The sequence below is a fragment of the Thermanaeromonas sp. DSM 22490 genome (assembly GCF_056378755.1).
Genome location: NZ_JBJHHE010000001.1, coordinates 207,094 through 223,518 on the forward strand (window position 1 = coordinate 207,094; position 16,425 = coordinate 223,518).

20 protein-coding genes are annotated in these 16,425 nt (G+C 53.2%); 17 read left to right on the forward strand and 3 right to left on the reverse strand.

The features are described 5' to 3' along the window. Positions 1–14: 14 nt before the first annotated feature. The 16 genes from AC1BI1_RS01080 (at position 15) to larC2 (ending at position 14,639) form a co-directional block, all read left to right on the forward strand. Entirely contained in the window at positions 15–200 is a 186-nt protein-coding gene (locus AC1BI1_RS01080) for a hypothetical protein (RefSeq protein WP_476715403.1), read from the forward strand. A 3-nt stretch (positions 201–203) separates the two neighbouring features. Next, complete coding sequence (locus AC1BI1_RS01085) at positions 204–389, forward strand: hypothetical protein (protein WP_476715404.1); 186 nt, start codon at positions 204–206, stop codon at positions 387–389. A 590-nt stretch (positions 390–979) separates the two neighbouring features. Continuing rightward, a complete protein-coding gene (nikB, locus tag AC1BI1_RS01090) occupies positions 980–1,918 on the forward strand; it encodes a nickel ABC transporter permease (protein WP_476715405.1) in 939 nt (312 codons plus the stop codon). A 3-nt stretch (positions 1,919–1,921) separates the two neighbouring features. Beyond that, positions 1,922–2,851 (forward strand): nickel ABC transporter permease subunit NikC, encoded by a 930-nt coding sequence (gene nikC / locus AC1BI1_RS01095; RefSeq protein WP_476715406.1) that lies wholly within the window; start codon positions 1,922–1,924, stop codon positions 2,849–2,851. A 44-nt stretch (positions 2,852–2,895) separates the two neighbouring features. Then, entirely contained in the window at positions 2,896–3,870 is a 975-nt protein-coding gene (locus AC1BI1_RS01100; RefSeq protein WP_476715407.1) for an ABC transporter ATP-binding protein, read from the forward strand. A 9-nt stretch (positions 3,871–3,879) separates the two neighbouring features. Beyond that, complete coding sequence (locus tag AC1BI1_RS01105) at positions 3,880–4,875, forward strand: ABC transporter ATP-binding protein (RefSeq protein WP_476715408.1); 996 nt, start codon at positions 3,880–3,882, stop codon at positions 4,873–4,875. Positions 4,876–4,919: 44 nt separating this feature from the next. Further along, positions 4,920–6,473 (forward strand): ABC transporter substrate-binding protein, encoded by a 1,554-nt coding sequence (locus AC1BI1_RS01110; protein ID WP_476715409.1) that lies wholly within the window; start codon positions 4,920–4,922, stop codon positions 6,471–6,473. 42 nt (positions 6,474–6,515) lie between these two features. Then, positions 6,516–7,034 (forward strand): GNAT family N-acetyltransferase, encoded by a 519-nt coding sequence (locus AC1BI1_RS01115; protein ID WP_476715410.1) that lies wholly within the window; start codon positions 6,516–6,518, stop codon positions 7,032–7,034. 29 nt (positions 7,035–7,063) lie between these two features. Further along, the gene (locus AC1BI1_RS01120; protein WP_476715411.1) at positions 7,064–8,023 is read left to right on the forward strand and encodes a hypothetical protein; all 960 of its coding nucleotides are present in this window, start codon (positions 7,064–7,066) and stop codon (positions 8,021–8,023) included. Positions 8,024–8,281: 258 nt separating this feature from the next. Continuing rightward, positions 8,282–9,034: a DUF4198 domain-containing protein gene (locus AC1BI1_RS01125; RefSeq protein ID WP_476715412.1), complete on the forward strand. Its 753-nt coding sequence runs from the start codon at positions 8,282–8,284 to the stop codon at positions 9,032–9,034. A 392-nt stretch (positions 9,035–9,426) separates the two neighbouring features. Then, on the forward strand, positions 9,427–10,995 hold the full coding sequence (locus tag AC1BI1_RS01130) for an ABC transporter substrate-binding protein (protein WP_476715413.1): 1,569 nt from the start codon (positions 9,427–9,429) through the stop codon (positions 10,993–10,995). 21 nt (positions 10,996–11,016) lie between these two features. After that, complete coding sequence (locus AC1BI1_RS01135; RefSeq protein ID WP_476715414.1) at positions 11,017–11,958, forward strand: methyltransferase domain-containing protein; 942 nt, start codon at positions 11,017–11,019, stop codon at positions 11,956–11,958. A 43-nt stretch (positions 11,959–12,001) separates the two neighbouring features. Next, a complete protein-coding gene (locus tag AC1BI1_RS01140) occupies positions 12,002–12,406 on the forward strand; it encodes an SAM-dependent methyltransferase (RefSeq protein WP_476715415.1) in 405 nt (134 codons plus the stop codon). 20 nt (positions 12,407–12,426) lie between these two features. Continuing rightward, positions 12,427–13,962, forward strand: coding sequence for an ABC transporter substrate-binding protein (locus AC1BI1_RS01145; RefSeq protein WP_476715416.1), 1,536 nt, complete (start codon positions 12,427–12,429; stop codon positions 13,960–13,962). A 163-nt stretch (positions 13,963–14,125) separates the two neighbouring features. After that, positions 14,126–14,203, forward strand: a complete 78-nt coding sequence (gene larC, locus AC1BI1_RS01150) for a nickel insertion protein (protein WP_476715503.1) — start codon at positions 14,126–14,128, stop codon at positions 14,201–14,203. Continuing rightward, the gene (gene larC2, locus AC1BI1_RS01155; RefSeq protein ID WP_476715417.1) at positions 14,196–14,639 is read left to right on the forward strand and encodes a nickel pincer cofactor biosynthesis protein LarC2; all 444 of its coding nucleotides are present in this window, start codon (positions 14,196–14,198) and stop codon (positions 14,637–14,639) included. The genes larC and larC2 overlap by 8 nt, the downstream gene beginning before the upstream one ends. Positions 14,640–15,004: 365 nt before the next feature. Here larC2 and AC1BI1_RS01160 read toward each other — a convergent pair whose 3' ends face one another. Genes AC1BI1_RS01160 through AC1BI1_RS01170 form a run of 3 tightly spaced genes read right to left on the reverse strand, consistent with a single transcriptional unit; the run spans position 15,005 to position 16,046 of the window. After that, positions 15,005–15,577: a manganese catalase family protein gene (locus tag AC1BI1_RS01160; RefSeq protein WP_476715418.1), complete on the reverse strand. Its 573-nt coding sequence runs from the start codon at positions 15,575–15,577 to the stop codon at positions 15,005–15,007. A 16-nt stretch (positions 15,578–15,593) separates the two neighbouring features. Beyond that, the gene (locus AC1BI1_RS01165; protein ID WP_476715419.1) at positions 15,594–15,851 is read right to left on the reverse strand and encodes a spore coat protein CotJB; all 258 of its coding nucleotides are present in this window, start codon (positions 15,849–15,851) and stop codon (positions 15,594–15,596) included. 39 nt (positions 15,852–15,890) lie between these two features. After that, a complete protein-coding gene (locus AC1BI1_RS01170) occupies positions 15,891–16,046 on the reverse strand; it encodes a spore coat associated protein CotJA (RefSeq protein ID WP_476715420.1) in 156 nt (51 codons plus the stop codon). A 166-nt stretch (positions 16,047–16,212) separates the two neighbouring features. On the opposite strand from AC1BI1_RS01170, the gene AC1BI1_RS01175 reads away from it, so the two are divergent. Next, a complete protein-coding gene (locus tag AC1BI1_RS01175) occupies positions 16,213–16,422 on the forward strand; it encodes a dodecin family protein (protein ID WP_476715421.1) in 210 nt (69 codons plus the stop codon). Positions 16,423–16,425 lie beyond the last annotated feature (3 nt).

Genomic DNA, 16,425 nt, shown 5'->3' on the forward strand with positions numbered 1-16,425 from the left:
AAGGAGGAAGTAATATGGCTAAAAAGCTAGCGAAACTGACGCAGGAAACAAAGAAAGCAAAGCTGCTCCGTCTTCTTGAAGAGTACGAAGGCAAGGTATCCCTTACAGAAGCAGCGAAGCGGCTGTATAGGCGGAGCGGGGAGCTAGAGCAGCTAAGGGTAATAAGACTGCTAGCTGCTTACGGGGCCCAGGGTCTTTAAGGCATGGGTATTCTACCTACCATACCGCGGCACCAGATCTGGCAAAACCTCCGGGAGAAAAGGCTTAAAGCTGGCTTCAGGTACGATGCAGGGCGTGATGTGTACATCTGCTCTGCAGGAGAAACACTTTACCGCGGCAAGGAGCAAGGCGACGGTCCAGTAGTTTACAAGGTGCACCGCCTGGCCTGAAGGGGTGCCTTCGTCATGGTCGGAGTTGGACGTAAGAGATTTTCTATTTGCCTTCGCCATACTGACAGAAGGCTTGGTGCAAACCCCTTGCGGGTTTCCGGATGGCCAGTGTTTGGCCTACCTGTACCGGGCCGCAGCGGGACATGGGTCTGCTATACCCCACTTGTTGGTGGTAAGAGCTGATGGCAGCGCCGCGACCGGCGGTCGGTGCCGTTGAAGGTGGCCTAGTCGCCCAAGGCTCACCTCATATAAAGCTAGATCCGGGTGTTCCGACTCCCGCTCCAACCTGGTTTCTTTTTTCGATCTACGGCAGGAATCTGTTGGGACGATAGCGAATAACATTTTTAAAATTTAAACCGACCAAGTGGTGGCCGGAGCCACCGGAGATTGCAGCCAGCGAACTGAGAAGCTAGGTCATTTTGCTAAGGAAGTTTGGAAGCTTGAGCACCACGAAGGTGCGTGTCTTGTCGGAAGATAAGGCGGGTACGTAGTGGTGCTTTTTAATTAAGCAGGCCACGGAGGCCTCATGTCCGGCCGAAGCCGGGTGTGAGCTTTCGTGGCTTTTAGTTTTGCGAGGGGCTGAACCGGTAGTGTGGCAATATTTTCTAAAGCGATTGCTTTACCTTTTACCCGTAATGCTAGGTGTATCCATCATCACCTTTGGGCTAATTAACCTCGCTCCAGGTGACCCGGCAGAATTGATTCTGCGGACCGGCGGGGTGGAACCTACCCGGGAAGCGGTAGAGGCTCTCCGGGAAGAGCTGGGTTTGAACGACCCTCTTTATGTACAGTACGGCCGCTGGCTCCGGAACGTCGCCCATTTTGACTTGGGCAAATCTTTTCGCACAGGGCGCCCCGTGGCGGAGGAAATTCTTTCCCGCTTTCCGGCCACCCTGGAACTCACTTGCGCGGCCATGATCTTCATGGTATCTCTTGCCCTGCCGGTGGGGATCCTCTCTGCCCTTTACCGGCACGCTTTGGTTGACCACTTAAGTCGACTTGGAGCTCTTATAGGAGCTTCGATCCCAGGGTTCTGGTTGGGGCTCGTGCTCATCTACTTTTTCTCCGTGAAGTTCAGGCTGTTGCCGGTAATGGGCCGGGGCGGGCTAGAGCATTTAGTGTTGCCGGCGGTAACCTTAGGGTTTGGTCTGGCTGCCGTCTACGCCCGGGTCCTAAGAGCCAGCATGCTGGACGTGCTGGGGCAGGACTACATCAAGGTGGCCCGGGCTAAGGGGTTGAAAGAAAAGTGGGTGATCGGGCGCCACGCTTTGAAGAACGCCCTCTTACCTGCGGTGACGCTTTTGGGCATGAGCTTTGGGCATCTCCTGGGGGGAGCGGTAATCGTGGAGACCATCTTTGCTTGGCCGGGCGTGGGGAAGTTTGCCGTGGATTCCATCTTCAACCGGGACTACCCGGTGATCCAGGGGTATGCCCTATTCATGGCTGTGGTTTTTGTCTTGGTGAACCTTCTGGTCGACCTATCTTACGTTTTTCTCGACCCGCGTATCCGCTTGGGAAGGGAGGAGTAGCCGGTGAGTATCTCCAAAAATTCCGGCGCCAGGGTTGCAGGTTATCACGGTACTGTGGCGCCAGCGGGCAAGGCGGGAACGGACTCGCGCGGTGGCTCGGCCGCTGCACTGGGAAGATTCCTGCAAGACAGGGTGGCTCTTTTGGGCCTTGTGATCATCCTGGCTGTTGTAGCCGTGGCAGTCTTTGCGCCCTACCTTGCCCCCAACGATCCGGCAAGGGTGGACTTAACCCAGCGGTTGGCTCCTCCCAGCGCCCAATATCCTCTGGGTACCGACCACCTGGGGCGCTGCCTTTTATCCCGGCTTATCTACGGGGCTCGTGTTTCCCTGACCACGGCAGCCCTGGCTTTGTCCGCCATAATCCTCATCAGCATTCCCCTGGGTACTCTGGCGGGCTACTGCGGGGGTTGGGTGGACAATGCCATCATGCGGGTCGTTGACGTACTGCTGGCCTTTCCGGGCCTAATCCTGGCGCTGGTCATCGCCGGGACGCTGGGACCGGGGCTTTTAAACGTGATGCTGGCGTTATCTTTAGTCTGGTGGGTGGGGTACGCCCGGGTCATCCGGGGGATGGTCCTTTCGGTGAAAGAGAAGGAGTTCGTCCTGGCGGCCAGGGCCTGCGGCACGTCGGAATTGGGTATTATTATGCGGCACATCCTGCCTAACGTGCTTTCCCCGGTAATTGTTCTGGCCACCCTGGATATGGGTAAGTTGATCCTGGCTATCTCCGGGCTTTCCTTCCTGGGCCTCGGCGCCCAGCCGCCCACGCCGGAATGGGGGGCCATGCTGAACGACGGCCGCCCTTACATGCAGGTGGCGCCACAGCTCATGGTCTACCCGGGTCTTTGCATCATGACGGTGGTGCTGGCCTTCAACTTGCTGGGCGACGGTCTTAGGGATGCTGTGGACCCGCGGGGGACAACCAGGATTTAGAGCTTGAAGTGCTTCTTTTTAGGAAGGCAAGGGGGTTTTTGCCCATGTCTTCTGCTCCTGTACTAAGGGTGAAAAATCTTTCCACTTACTTTCATACCCGGCACGGCGTCGTCAAGGCCGTAGACGGAGTGAGTTTTGAGGTGGCAGCGGGGAAAACCCTGGGCCTGGTAGGGGAAAGCGGCTGCGGCAAGAGCGTCACGGCTCTGTCCATCCTGCGCCTGATTGAGCCGCCGGGAAAAATTCTCTCCGGGGAAGTCTGGTTAAACGGCTATAACCTGCTTAAGCTCCCTCCAGGGCAGCTGCGGCAGGTGCGGGGTAAAGAAATAGCGCTGGTTTTCCAGGACCCGCTAACCTCCCTGAACCCGGTTTTAACTATCGGCACGCAGCTTACGGAAACCATTATCTCTCATGAAGAGGTATCCCGGGCTGAAGCGCGGCATCGCGCGGCGGAGCTTCTTTTCCGCATGGGTCTCCCAGAGCCGGAAAGGCTCATGAGTCTCTACCCTTTTCAGCTTTCCGGGGGGATGCGCCAGCGGGTGATGATGGCCATGGCACTTGCCCTGCGCCCGAAGGTGCTAATTGCCGATGAGCCTACCACCGCCCTAGACGTTACTGTCCAGGCCCAGATCCTGGCGGAGCTGAAGCGGCTACAGGAAGAGCTGGGAATGGCCATCATCCTCATCACCCACGACCTGGGGGTAGTTGCATCCGTGGCCGACGAAGTGGCGGTGATGTACGCTGGTTCAATTGTGGAGCGAGGCTCGGTGGCGCAAATATTTGACCGTCCCGCCCACCCCTACACTCGGGCTTTGCTCCGTTCCGTGCCGCGCCTTAGCAAGGAAGAACTGATGCCCATTGAGGGACACCCACCGTCACTTTTAAATCCCCCGGCTTATTGCGCTTTCCTACCCCGGTGCCCGCAGGCGGGTACAGAATGCTGGGGGGAGAAGCCGAAACTGCGAGAGATCGGGCCGGGCCATGCAGCGGCTTGCCACCGTTTGTTTAACCATGCCAGCTGAGGGGGAGGGATGCGGGTGAGCCTCCTGGAGGTAAGGGATCTGATTAAGCACTACCCGGGAAAAGGAGGGATTCTGGCAGTCCGCCGGGAAAAGGTACGCGCTGTTGATGGGGTTTCTTTTTCCATCGCCCGGGGAGAAACCTTGGGTCTCGTGGGGGAAAGCGGCTGCGGCAAGAGCACCCTGGGGCGGCTTGTGGTGCGGCTGGAAGAACCCACGGCTGGAAAAATTCTTTTTGCCGGCGAGGATATCACCGGCTGGAAGGGGAGAAAGCTGCGGGAGATGCGCCGCCGCTTCCAAATCATCTTCCAGGACTCTTCTTCCTCCCTCAACCCGCGCCGTACGGTGGGAGCGACCATAGAGGAACCTCTGGCCAACTTCGGCGTGGCAAAAGAGGAGCGGCGGGAGCGGGTGGCCGAACTATTAACGCTTGTCGGCCTGGAACCTAGGGATGCGTCGAAATACCCGCACGAATTCAGCGGGGGTCAGCGTCAGCGCATCAATATTGCTCGGGCCCTGGCCTTGCAGCCTGAGCTGGTAGTTTGCGACGAGCCTATTTCCAGTTTGGACGTTTCTATCCGGGCGCAAGTATTAAACCTTTTGCGGGAGCTAAAAAAGCGGCTGGGCTTATCCTACCTCTTTATTTCGCATGACCTGGCAGCGGTGAATTATCTTGCCGACCGGGTGGCGGTGATGTACCTGGGTAAGATCGTGGAGACCCTGCCGGCAGAAAGCCTCGTGTCACAGGCCTGCCACCCCTACACCCGGGCGCTCCTGCATGCGGTGCCGGAACCCGACCCGGGGCAAAGATATAGCCAGAAACCGGTGGTGCGGGGCGAGCCGCCCGACCCGGCAAATCCTCCACCGGGCTGCCGCTTTCACCCCCGCTGCCCGGAGGCCCGGGAGGAGTGCCGGCAAGATGAGCCTGTTTTGAAGGAGGTGGGAGATGGGCATTGGGTAGCGTGCCATTTGAAGGGAAAAATTAGGGCTTGTGCAAGAAAAGAGTGATGTTGTCAAGGAGCTTGAGAAATTTGAAAGGGAGGTAACGGGCAGTGAGGTTGAGGAAGCTGTTGGCTTTACTAATGGTATATGGGACGCTATTCCTTCTGTTAGCAGGGTGTACCGAGAAGGTCTCTGAAAAAAAAGGAGAAACCGGGAAAAAGACCCTGACTGTTGGTTTGGCCCAGTTCCCCGGCAACCTGGACCCTGCGGACCAGTACAACGGCTGGTACGTCATCAGGTTCGGGGTAGGGGAAACCCTGGTGAGGATAAGCAAAGATATGCGGCCTGAGCCGTGGCTCGCCGAGGCGTGGAAGAGAGTGGACGACTTAACGTGGCAGATAAAAATCAGGGATAACGTTAAGTTCCACAACGGGAAAAAAGTTACCGGCGAGGCGGTTAAAGCTTCGCTGGAGCGTACAGTCGCGGTGAACAAGAGGGTTTCTCAGCTACTTGACATTGCCTCAATAGAGGTGAATGGCAACGAGATAACGGTCAGGAACAAACGCCCAAACCCGTCGTTTATCTCGGCGCTGGCCGAACCAGCTACGGTGATAGTTGATGTGGACGAGGCAAAGGCAATGGGTCAAGCGTTTGCCGAGAAACCCGTGTCGACCGGTCCTTTCAAGGTCAAGAGGTACGTAAAGGACATTGAGGTGGTAGTTGAAAGGAACAGTGACTACTGGGGAGATAAAGCAAAGCTAGAGGAGGTCACCTTTAAATTTATTCCCGATAGCAATACGCGGGTAATGGCGCTACAGGCAGGGGAAATCCAGGTTGCGGATAACATCCCTGCAGAAAGCGCGGAAGCGGTTACTAAAACCGGGGCTTACCGGCTTTTAAGCTGGTCTTCGCTTCGCACCCACATGCTTATCTTCAATGTAACGAAACCGGGCCTTGAGGACATCAATGTCAGAAAGGCCATCAGCATGGCTGTCAACAGGGAAGACCTGGCTGATAAGGTGATGAGGGGGAGCGGTATTCCCGCCATTGGTCCTTTTCCTCTTGTTTTGCCTTTTGGGGGCAATGAATTGAAAGGGTATGCTTATCAACCCGAGGAGGCCAAAAAGCTTCTTGACGCTGCTGGCTGGAAGCCTGGAGCAGACGGTGTTCGCCAGAAAGACGGGAATAGACTGGAATTTTCTGTGCTCTCCTATAAGGCCCGGCCGGAGCTACCGGTCCTTTTGGAGGCTATCCAGGCAGAACTAAAGGAGATTGGGATTAAGGTAAACATCACGAATGTGGAGAACATTAGCGAAGCCCTAAAAAAGGACTTTGAGGCTACAATTTACAGTATAAATACCGCTCCTTACGGCGACCCGCAATATCTTCTCGAAACAATGTTCAGGACGGGAGCGAGCTCTAACTTTGGGAAGTATAGCAATCCCAGGCTTGACCTGTTGATTGATAAATTAAGAACGACCTTTGACATGCAGGAGAGGAACGCCATTGCGAAGGAGGCGCAGCAGATTGTCCTGGACGATGCTGCCTTTGTTTTCCTCGTCTACCCCAAATCTCTCTTGGCTGTGAGCAACAAGGTCGAGGGTATTGAGCCATCTCCTACTGAGTTTTACATGCTGACTCCGGATGTAACTGTCAGGCCCTAGTTAACTTCAGATTCATTACCCCAAAATAAAGGGGGGAGTTGTGTGTCAAAAAATACAAGGATCCTTACTAAAAGGCTAGATAGTAGTGATATTCAGTCTGCTATAGAATTTGCCTCTAAAATGATCAAAGAGATTTATGGCAGAGGAATTGATCCTGTTTGGGACAGCGACCTGCTTAATTTTGAAGAATTTTACCTTCATACCCAAGGAAATACCTTTCTGGCCGCTTTTAATGAAAATGGCGAAATCGTTGGAACCTTGGCTGTACGCCGTTATGATGGGCGAATTAAGGTTTTAGAGGGTTTTTATGACTTAAAGGCGACGGCGGAGTTGGCCAAATGTTACGTTGATAGGAAATACCGGAGGAGGGGAGTAGGTTCTCTGTTAGTTAAAGAGGCTGAACAATTCTGCAGGGCAGCGGGGTATAAAGTAATTTATCTCCATACCCACATGTATCTCCCAGGTGCTTATGAATTCTGGCAATCGCAAGGGTTTAAGTTAAGGTTATATGAAGGGGGTTCCCGGCAAACCGCCCACATGGAAAAATTTTTATCACGATAAACTTCTACTTCTAAAGGCAGGGGAGACAGGTGCAGCCCGTCTTAGATGTCCTTCCCGATGTATTGAAGCTATGGAAAAGCGTCTTGCCTTCCATGCTGCTGGGCTGTTTTCTCGGCAACCTGTTTCAAGAGAGTGTTTTTCTGGAACTCGTGGGCCGGCTAATGTATCCCCTGGCAAGGTTGGGCCGTTTGCCTGCGGGTTGTGCCACCTCCCTCACCTTGTGCCTTGTCGACCGGATTGCCGCCTGCACTATGCTGGCCGGGCTGAAAAATGCCGGAACGGTGGGAGCCCGTGAAGTGGTAGTGTCGTATCTGGTTTTTGCCCTTCCCACCGGGCTTTATTTCACAGTGTTTTTCTTCAGCCCGGCGGTTATTGCATCCTTGGGGTGCCACACCGGAGCCGCGTACCTGGCAATTTACCTTGGCATTAATATGACGGTTGGCGCTGTGGGGTTGCTGCTGGGCAGGCTAGTTTTGCCGCAGCGGGATCAGGCTCAGAAATGGGATAGACAAAGCCGGGGAACAATTCATGCATCCTGGCAGGACAGGATGATTGCCGCGGTACGGCGGGCCATCCCCGTTTTATGCCGGCTGGCCCTGGTTTTCATGCCCGTTACCTTTCTAGTTTCGGTCCTGCTGCATACTGAGCTTGTCAATCAAGTGCTTCAACAGGTTGGCCCTCTCCTAGGTTACCTGGGCCTGCCGGCTCCTGTGCTCTTCGTTATTACCACCGGTGTGATGAGCATGGTCGCCGCCATAGGTACCCTCGGCCCCATCCTCCAAGCCGGTTTGGTCACTCCGGCGGAGGCAATTACTGCGTTGCTGGTTACTTCGGTACTGCATTACCTGTATGAATTCTGGAGCAGCGGGTTACCCACCAATGTCTCTATTTTCGGATCTAAGCTGGGAATGCAAGTAAGTGTGGTAGCGTTGCTGGTGCGGGAATTTGCAACGCTCCTGGCCGTGGGAATAGTGGTTTTGCTGGCATAATTGTTTCGCTAGGAACGTGTAACAAAATGCTCTGTGTATATGGTCAAAAATAACAGTTTTGCCTTTAATGGCTCGGGGTATGAGCTTGACAAGGGCAAAATTCGCCCGTCGGGCAAGTAGTTAGAAAGATTAAGGTTGCCGGTGGTCATTATCGTCAAAGTGGGAGTGAAGTGGGGGTGATGCATTTTAAGTTAATAATGTGACATCTTGCCGGTTGCAGTGATGAGCTTAATTTTACACTTAAAGGAGGGGAATTGGATGAAAGAAAAAAAGAACGTCACCTTGTGCGATACCACGGACTTAATGGTTTACGGCCACGAAGTATGGCTGGAGATGGCCGACAGCCACGGCCACGCAGGTGGTGGCGTGGAGGTGTATGTAAAATGGGGGCACAATATGCAGACGGACGGGCTGGCCCGGAAAGAGGGCACGACCGCGCTGGTTGTGGCCCCGGGTGGGGAAAAAGAAGAGTTGACCATCGGCGACGGGGGCCCCGATTATTATATCCTGCGTCTTTCTACGCCTGCCGAAGGGTTTTATCACGTTGTTGTTCAAAACACCGGCAACTACGTGCTGGATAAGGAGGGCAAGTATTATCAGGGTACCCGCAGGGAACACCCGGATGCGGCCCAGGCCGTTTTGTATAACCAGTACGCGCAAGCTTTCGTACCGGTGGGACACGACCTGGAGGGTGTTCCCCAACGGGCCGGAATGCCTCTGGAAATAATACCGGCGGTGTGGAAACAATGGCGGGTGGGTGATGAAATCGGCCTGCAAGTACAATTCCGCGGTGAGCCGCTGGATGGTGTGGCCTTGGATGTGGCCTGCAACGGGCCCGGTGGATACCGGCAATGGCAGCAAATGACGGGCGGGGACGGCTGCCTTAGTTTGCAGGCCCGGGAGCCCGGCCGCTACCTGGTGGTGGTCCGCTACCGGGTGCCGGAAGGGGAAGAAGGGGTGTATGATGCCCTGTCACTGACGGCAACGCTGTGCTTTCTTGTGACTAAATAAAACCTTGTTACGAGCAAAGTGGCACTTAAGCTACAAGGAAGTTAGACATTACGCGGCAACGTCTTTCGTCTACAGTCTCTGGAAGACCGTCATGGCCGCCCTTCGTACTGCCGGCCATGACGGTTCATCAAGGTGAATGCCCGTAAAAAATCCGTTAAAAATCTAGGAAAAGAGGGGTGAATTATGTTTCAAAGACACAAGTTTTTTGTCAACTTGTTTATCGTAATGCTGCTGGTTGCAATCTTGACGGGCTGTGCAACGAAAACCGGGGTGAGTGAAAGAGAAAAGGAGGTGAGAAAGGGGCATCTGGTGAGGTGCCATTTGAGCTAGAGTACCTTTCGCAACTATCCGGAGGTACAAAGGGCAATAACTGGAGAAAGGGGTGTAGAAACGTGAAATATTTAAGGCAAATACTGTCTTTCTTGGTCATCATAATATTATCTGCTGGATTGGCGGGTTGTGGTAGTCAACAAAAAGAAGGACAGGTAAGCAAAAAGGAATTAGTTGTGGGCGTTGGAGCCGATGGTTATAGCCAAAGGGATAGCCAGTTAGGAATTTATCCGCTAAATGCCAATATTTGCGAGCCGTTAATTAGACTAACACCTGAGTATCAATTGGAACCACTTTTGGCCATCAAATGGGAATATAAGGGGAACAACACTTGGCGCTTTTACCTGCGTAGAGGCGTAAAGTTCCATAACGGTGAGGACTTTAATGCTGCAACTGTAAAGTACACTTTGGAGAAAGGTATTAGCCCAAGTGGAAAATCCATGCTGAAAATCAAAGGGGATGCTGTCAAAATAATTGACGATTATACGGTGGATATTGTAACCACGGAACCTAATATGCGCGTTCCAGAAATCCTCGCTCACCCAAGTTTTGCTATACGGATCAAAGAAAATGAAGATAGCCAGAAACCCATTGGTACCGGTCCCTTCTGTTTTGTCAGGTACGAGCGAGACAAAGAGCTGGTTGCTGAGCGTAACCCTAATTATTGGGGGGAACCGGCAAAAGTGAATAAGATTGTTTTTAAATTCATTCCCGACCACAACAGCCGGCTCCTTGCCCTGCAGGCAGGTGAAGTTGATGTTATTACAGAAATTCCTCGTGAAATGATTGGACAACTTAAGACAACCAAAGGGATTCAGGTGTTGCGCGGAAAAACTGGTGCTTATGTGGCTCTTTACCTGATGGTTAACGGGAAACAGCCTTACGACATTTTGCAGGACAAAAGGATACGGCAGGCCATTGGCTGGGCCATCGACCGTGAGGCTATTATCCAGAAGGTATGGGAAGGTAATGCTATAAGCAGCCAGACCATAATTCCTCCTGACATTTTGAGGGAGTATAAGGATTTAGTCAACGGATTTGCCTACAACCCAGAAAAAGCCAAAAATCTCCTGGAACAGGCTGGATGGAAACCTGGGCCTGACGGCATCAGGATCAAGGACGGGCGGCGATTGGAACTCACCCTTGTTTCTGGTTTTCCTTCGGCTAGTGTGCTTGAACCCCTACCGGAAATCTTGCAGCAGCAGCTTAAGGAAGTGGGTATTGCAGTTAAGGTGGTGAAAGTTGCAGATCGCGGGCTTTACTTCGATAAATTGAAAAAGGGGGAAGGGGACCTCTGGCTGGAGCGAGGCAGCCAGAATGATGGCGACCCAACTTTCTTGCCGCAGCTTCTCTTCCATAGCAAAGGGTATTATGAGGAGAACTATAACAAAGCATTTTGGCCTGGCGAGAAGTTCGACCGCCTCATTGAGGAAGCACGCAATACTCCTGATATCCGGGAAGCTGCACGACTGACGGCAGAAGCTATGCATGTGCTCATTGACGAAGAAACAACTGCTGTACCCATTGCTTCGTTATACACACTCTATGCCGCAAAGGAAAAAGTTAACGGACTTACTCCCCATCCTTCAAATATTAACACGAGATGGGACACTGTCTATATAGAAGAATAGAAGATTCAGGGAGGAAGCTTTATGACAACAGAAAGGCTGAATCCGGCAGGGCGAGCCCAGAATTGTTCAGGGTATTCGTTGAAGGACCCCCGTTTCTGGACAGAGGCGTGGAACGAAGCGCATAGAAATTCCCTGTCCGCCAGGCGGCGACGCGATCTGGATACCGTGGACTACTGGAACCGGCTGGCGGAACGGTTTGAACGCTGGGCCGACCAAGAACGTACCAAGAGACGTGTGGCCCGGGTGCTGACCTGGCTCGAGCAAGAAGGGGCTCTGCAACCGGAAATGGAAGTGCTGGACATCGGCGCAGGTGCTGGTGCTTTTACCGTTCCTCTGGCCCGCCGAGGGGCGAAGGTGACCGCCCTGGAGCCCGCCCCGGCCATGCTAGGGGCAATGAAAAGGCGTGTGGAAGCGGAGGGGGTTTCAAACATCGAGTTTCTCTGCCGGGAGTGGGAGAAGGTGGTTCCGGAAGCGGAAGGCCTGGCCAGGCGGTTCGACCTGGTCTTTGCCTCCCTCACGCCGGGGGTGCGGGATGTGGCGACGCTCGAAAAAATGATGACCTGCTCCCGCCGGTGGTGTTTTCTGTGCGACTATGCCGGCAGGCGCAGTGCTCCTGGACGGGAGGAGCTATGGCGCCTGCTCTTCGGCGAGGAAATGCCCATGCCTGGGTACGATATTATCTATCCCATTAACTATCTATACGCTAGCGGTTATCGTCTCTCTTTTCAGACCTGGGAGGATGACTGGGGGGAGGAGTTGCCGGTTGCGGAGGCGGTGGCCGGGTTGGAGGAGTTTTTCCGGCTCTACACGGAGGTTACCCCGGAGATCAAAAAGACAATTGCCGGGTACGTGGAGCAACGCGCGGTCAATGGGGTTTACCGGGAGGAATACCGGGTGCGCCTGGGCATGATCCTTTGGTCGGTGAGTGAAAAATGGGAAGGCGAGATAGGTGCTGTCGGGTAACTGCGGGATACTTTGTAATTTCTGGAGAGAGGAGGCTGCCGTTTTGGTTGATCGAGGGAGGGATTTAATTGTCCGGCCTGTGGGAGAAGTTGGGCGGAGCCGGGGTAAAGGACTCAAGGAGGTGATTGTTTACGAAGAGTTTGCCCCCGGCTTGGCTGGGATCGAGGAACATATTCAGCTGATAGTTCTCTGGTGGCTTCACCACAGCGAAAGCGACCGCGACACCCTGCAGTTTAAGCCCTCGTTATCTAAAGTGGTACCAAAGGGAGATACGCGGGTTCTGGAATTACACGGTGTTTTCAGTAGCCGGGCGCCTTTGCGGCCCAACCCGGTTGCGGTTACCGTAGTCCAGCTAGTTGATGTAGAAGGAAATACCCTCATCGTCCGGGGTTTGGATGCTTTCTCCGGTTCCCCGGTCATAGATATCAAGCCACATTTTCTACTTTAAAAGAAGGAGGGCAGGTAGAGATGAAGCTGACGAAAAGACCGTTATTTACCGTTATTGTATTTTTGCTTCTAGTCATCTGTGCAAGCGGGTGCGTCAGGCAAAAAGTAGGTGGGGTTGGGGAACAAAACCTCGTCATTGGTGCCGGGAGAGATTTTTACGAAGGGCCGCAGAGTCCCGGGTTTGCCCATAACAGCACGGGCATCTGGGAAAGCTTAACGGTTCTCAATGAACATGTACAGCCCGTTCCTCACCTGGCGGAGAAACTTGTTTCAGACGATTCTAACAAGGTATGGACGGTTTACCTACGACAGGGGGTAAAGTTTCACGACGGCACTTCGCTTAACGCTCAGACGGTGGTTGCGAGCGTAGAAAGAATAGCGAGGCACCCCAAGCTGGATGAGTACGGCACATTCGAGAACCTAGAAAAGATAGAGGCTGCGGGGGATTACTTGGTAAAGTTCACCTTCAGACAACCCGAGCCAGCTTTTCCGGCCAAAGTGGCCTACCACGGCTGCCCCATTTTCAGTCCGCAAAGCTTTGACGCTGAAGGAAGGATTGTCCATCCTTACGGGACGGGTCCTTTCAAGTTTGCGGATTACAAAAAAGGCGAGGCACTGGTGGTGGTCCGGAACGACGACTACTGGGGTGGCAAACCCAAGCTGGAGAAGGTAATTTTTAAAGTTATTCCCGATCCCTCCACCCGTCTGGCTGCCCTGCAGACCGGCGAAATTCAGGCCGTAGCCGACGTGGGCGGCATCCTGCCGGAACAGGCCCAGATAATTAAAGGTGACCCCAACCTGGTTTTGTTGTCCCAGCCGGTCACCACCACCCACTACCTGCTCTTCAACAACAAAAAGCCACCTTTTAACGATGTGCGCCTGCGCAAGGCGGTGAGCCTGTCCCTGGACCGCGCGCAGATGGTTAAGGAAGTGCTTGGTGGCTACGGCGAGCCGGCGGACACCTTGTTTACACCGCTGGCCCGCACCTGGGTAGTGAAGGGGCTGTGGGCAACGGATAAGCAAAAAGCCCGCGAGCTGGCCACGCAGACAAAAGGCGAAAGGCCGCACAAAGTGGTGCTGGTGGTCAACTCCGCCCTGGCCAACCGCTGGCCGTACAAACCGATTGCGGAAATATTGCAATCGGACCTCAAAGGTCTCGGTTTTGAAGTAGAACTGAAGATGCTTGAAATGGGCGCCTGGAAAGAAGCGGTAAAGAAAGGCGAATACGACCTCACCTTAACGCCCTACACGTTGATGACCGGCGACCCGGACTTCTTCTTTAGCCGCTGGATCCATTCCCAAGGGCAGATGAACCATGAAAGGGGGCTCGGTTACAGCAACCCGGAGGCGGACCGGCTGGTGGAGACGGCTGCTGCCGAGAAAGATCCGGGCAAGAGAAAGGAGCTTTATGACCGGCTGCAACGGCTGGTGGCAAGTGATGTGCCGCTTTGTCCTATCTACCATGATATATGCCTTTACGCAACAAGAAAGGAAGTACAGGATTTAACACTGGATCCCTTCTTTAAACCGAGCCTGGAAAAAGCCTGGATAAAGTAAGTCAGAGAGAGGATCGGAAGGCGCAACAAAAAAGTGGTAAAGCTGGCGGAGATGCTCAACCCTTATTCCGGTACGGACTAAAGTGTAAAACGAGATACTGATTGAGGTTGACACGCCTTCCTGGTGGGCTTTATTTATTACCAAACCATAGAGGAGGAGAAAGATGAAAGTCGCCTATTTCGACTGCTTTTCTGGTATCAGCGGGGATATGTGTTTGGGAGCCTTGCTGGCCAATGGTTGATGACATGAACCCCGAGTTTTTTCCTGTTGTCATGGAGCAGGTTATGGCTGCCGGAGCTGTAGATGCGTACTTTATACCAGTGCATATGAAAAAAGGTCGTCCCGGCATCCTCTTTACAGTTCTTTGTCCGGAGGGCCGTCTTCCTGCAGTAGCGGCGGCGATATTCCGCCATTCCAGCACTTTGGGCTTGCGCTTTCGTCGCGACCAGAAACTGATATGCCAGCAACAGATTACTGAAGTACTTACGCCCTATGGACCGGTTGCTGTAAAAGTGGGACGCTATCGTGATTGCAAGGGTCAGGCAATCGCTAATTTCGCTCCGGAGTACGAATCTTGTCGTCAGGTTGCTCTGGCCGCTGGTGTACCTATAAAGGAAGTCTACACAGCTGCTTTGGCCGCCGCTATGTCCGTAATAGTTAATTCCGGACAAAATTAGATGGACACATCGCTTACAGTGACTTTTGCTATTTCCAGGGCGGCCCGTACAGAGGCAGATTACCGGGAGGAAGAGTTTTTTCGGGAAGAGGTCCAGGAATATATTTAGTTTGATGAAGAAGGATTTGCAGCAGATTGATGAATTTGGCATATGAGCTTGGAAGCTATTCGTCACAAAAACGACATATTCCATGCGGGCCAGGCCATACTGGTACTCCTGCAGGCGACCGTCGGCTAGCTCAAAAACGATCTTGCCGGCGGGTTTTATCCCCGTTTTCTGGAGCTTATCAGAAGGAATTACTGCATTGGTCCTCCTGGAAATTGAAAGACCCGCCTTTAAAAAAGCCCCATAGCGGGGCTTAAGGCTTAATAGTATTTCTTTCTCTCCAGGTACTCATGTACCAGATTTAACGTTTCACCGAAGCGCTGGAAATGGACTACTTCTCTTTCGCGGAGGAACCGGAGCACATCGGTAACGTCGGGATCATCGGAAAGGTTAATAAGCAACTCGTAAGTGGAGCGGGCCTTTTGCTCGGCGGCCAGATTTTCGTGAAGATCAGCGATGGGGTCGCCTTTAGATTGGATGTAGGCAGCTGTCCACGGAGCTCCCGCGGCATTGACGAAGTAGAGGGCGCGGTCGTGGTCGGCGTAATAGCCGTCCAATCCAGCGCGTTTAATTTCTTCTAAAGGAGCATCTTTGATTAAGTTATATACCAGTGCGGCGATAATTTCCATGTGAGCCAGTTCTTCGGTGCCGATGTCCGTTAGAACGGCTTTGGCCTGGGGGATGGGCATGGTATAGCGCTGGGTAAGATACCGCAACGAGGCACCCAACTCGCCATCGGGTCCGCCATATTGGGTGATGATTTCTTTGGCCAGGCGGGGGTTGGGTCCGCCTACGCGGACCGGATATTGTAATTTCTTTTCATATATCCACACGATTTAGGAACCTCCTCTAGAAGGTGATTTCCCAGGGCCAGGGATCATCTATCCAGCGCCAGGCACCAGGGCTAGGGGTTGTGCCGTAGTTGGTCAAAGGGCCGTAACGACTTTCGTATTCTTGCTTGAGTCTCGCCAGTTCCCTGGCGGCAGCATTATATTCTTCTAAGGCGCGGCTGTCCTGGGGATGGGTATCCAAGTATAAATTGAGTTCCAGGGCGGTAAATTCCAGGGCCATGATCTGCTTTAAAAGGTGACGGCGTTCGTGATCCATAAAACTTTGACCCCCTTTTGCCTTACCTGCAAAGGCGACTTAACGCCCACCCGGTTGGTAAGGGAAATATAATTCAGGGAAAATGGTACCTTTGCTCAGGCCCTCCAAGGGGCTCCACTTCGAAGTAAATTTCTGCCAGGGTATATAAGCGCGAGCTAATTGCCACTGAAAGCCTTGGGCTTGAGGATCGCTCACAGGAAACCCTCCTTTTATGGCCTATCCTTAATCTATGTTATGTAGAAAAGAAAGGAAAAGTTAGCCTTAGATGGCATAAATGTTAGGAGTAAGAACAGAACATACTGCAGCAGAGGTAGGGAAATAATAAAGACACCAGACTTTAAGCCGGAAAGGGGGGAAACTAATGCATGTAAAGGTGGTAGAGCTGGTGGGGCAATCGCCTTCCAACTGGAAGGATGCTGTCCAGGCAGCGGTGGCGGAGGCTTCGCGTGAGATACCCAATATCTCTGCGGTGGAAATATGTAACCTTACAGCCAATGTTAAAAACGGCAAACTAACTGATTTTAAGGCCAATGTGAAACTGGTTTATAGCGATCATAGCGCCGACCTTTAGAAT

Excerpts from the sequence above, each read along its gene's own strand:
- AC1BI1_RS01080 (WP_476715403.1), top strand. The coding sequence starts at position 15 with ATGGCTAAAAAGCTAGCGAAACTGACGCAGGAAACAAAGAAAGCAAAG.
- AC1BI1_RS01085 (WP_476715404.1), top strand. The coding sequence starts at position 204 with ATGGGTATTCTACCTACCATACCGCGGCACCAGATCTGGCAAAACCTC.
- AC1BI1_RS01100 (WP_476715407.1), top strand. The coding sequence starts at position 2,896 with ATGTCTTCTGCTCCTGTACTAAGGGTGAAAAATCTTTCCACTTACTTT.
- AC1BI1_RS01105 (WP_476715408.1), top strand. The coding sequence starts at position 3,880 with ATGCGGGTGAGCCTCCTGGAGGTAAGGGATCTGATTAAGCACTACCCG.
- AC1BI1_RS01125 (WP_476715412.1), top strand. The coding sequence starts at position 8,282 with ATGAAAGAAAAAAAGAACGTCACCTTGTGCGATACCACGGACTTAATG.
- AC1BI1_RS01135 (WP_476715414.1), top strand. The coding sequence starts at position 11,017 with ATGACAACAGAAAGGCTGAATCCGGCAGGGCGAGCCCAGAATTGTTCA.
- AC1BI1_RS01145 (WP_476715416.1), top strand. The coding sequence starts at position 12,427 with ATGAAGCTGACGAAAAGACCGTTATTTACCGTTATTGTATTTTTGCTT.
- larC (WP_476715503.1), top strand. The coding sequence starts at position 14,126 with ATGAAAGTCGCCTATTTCGACTGCTTTTCTGGTATCAGCGGGGATATG.
- larC2 (WP_476715417.1), top strand. The coding sequence starts at position 14,196 with ATGGTTGATGACATGAACCCCGAGTTTTTTCCTGTTGTCATGGAGCAG.
- AC1BI1_RS01165 (WP_476715419.1), bottom strand. The coding sequence starts at position 15,851 with ATGGATCACGAACGCCGTCACCTTTTAAAGCAGATCATGGCCCTGGAA.
- AC1BI1_RS01175 (WP_476715421.1), top strand. The coding sequence starts at position 16,213 with ATGCATGTAAAGGTGGTAGAGCTGGTGGGGCAATCGCCTTCCAACTGG.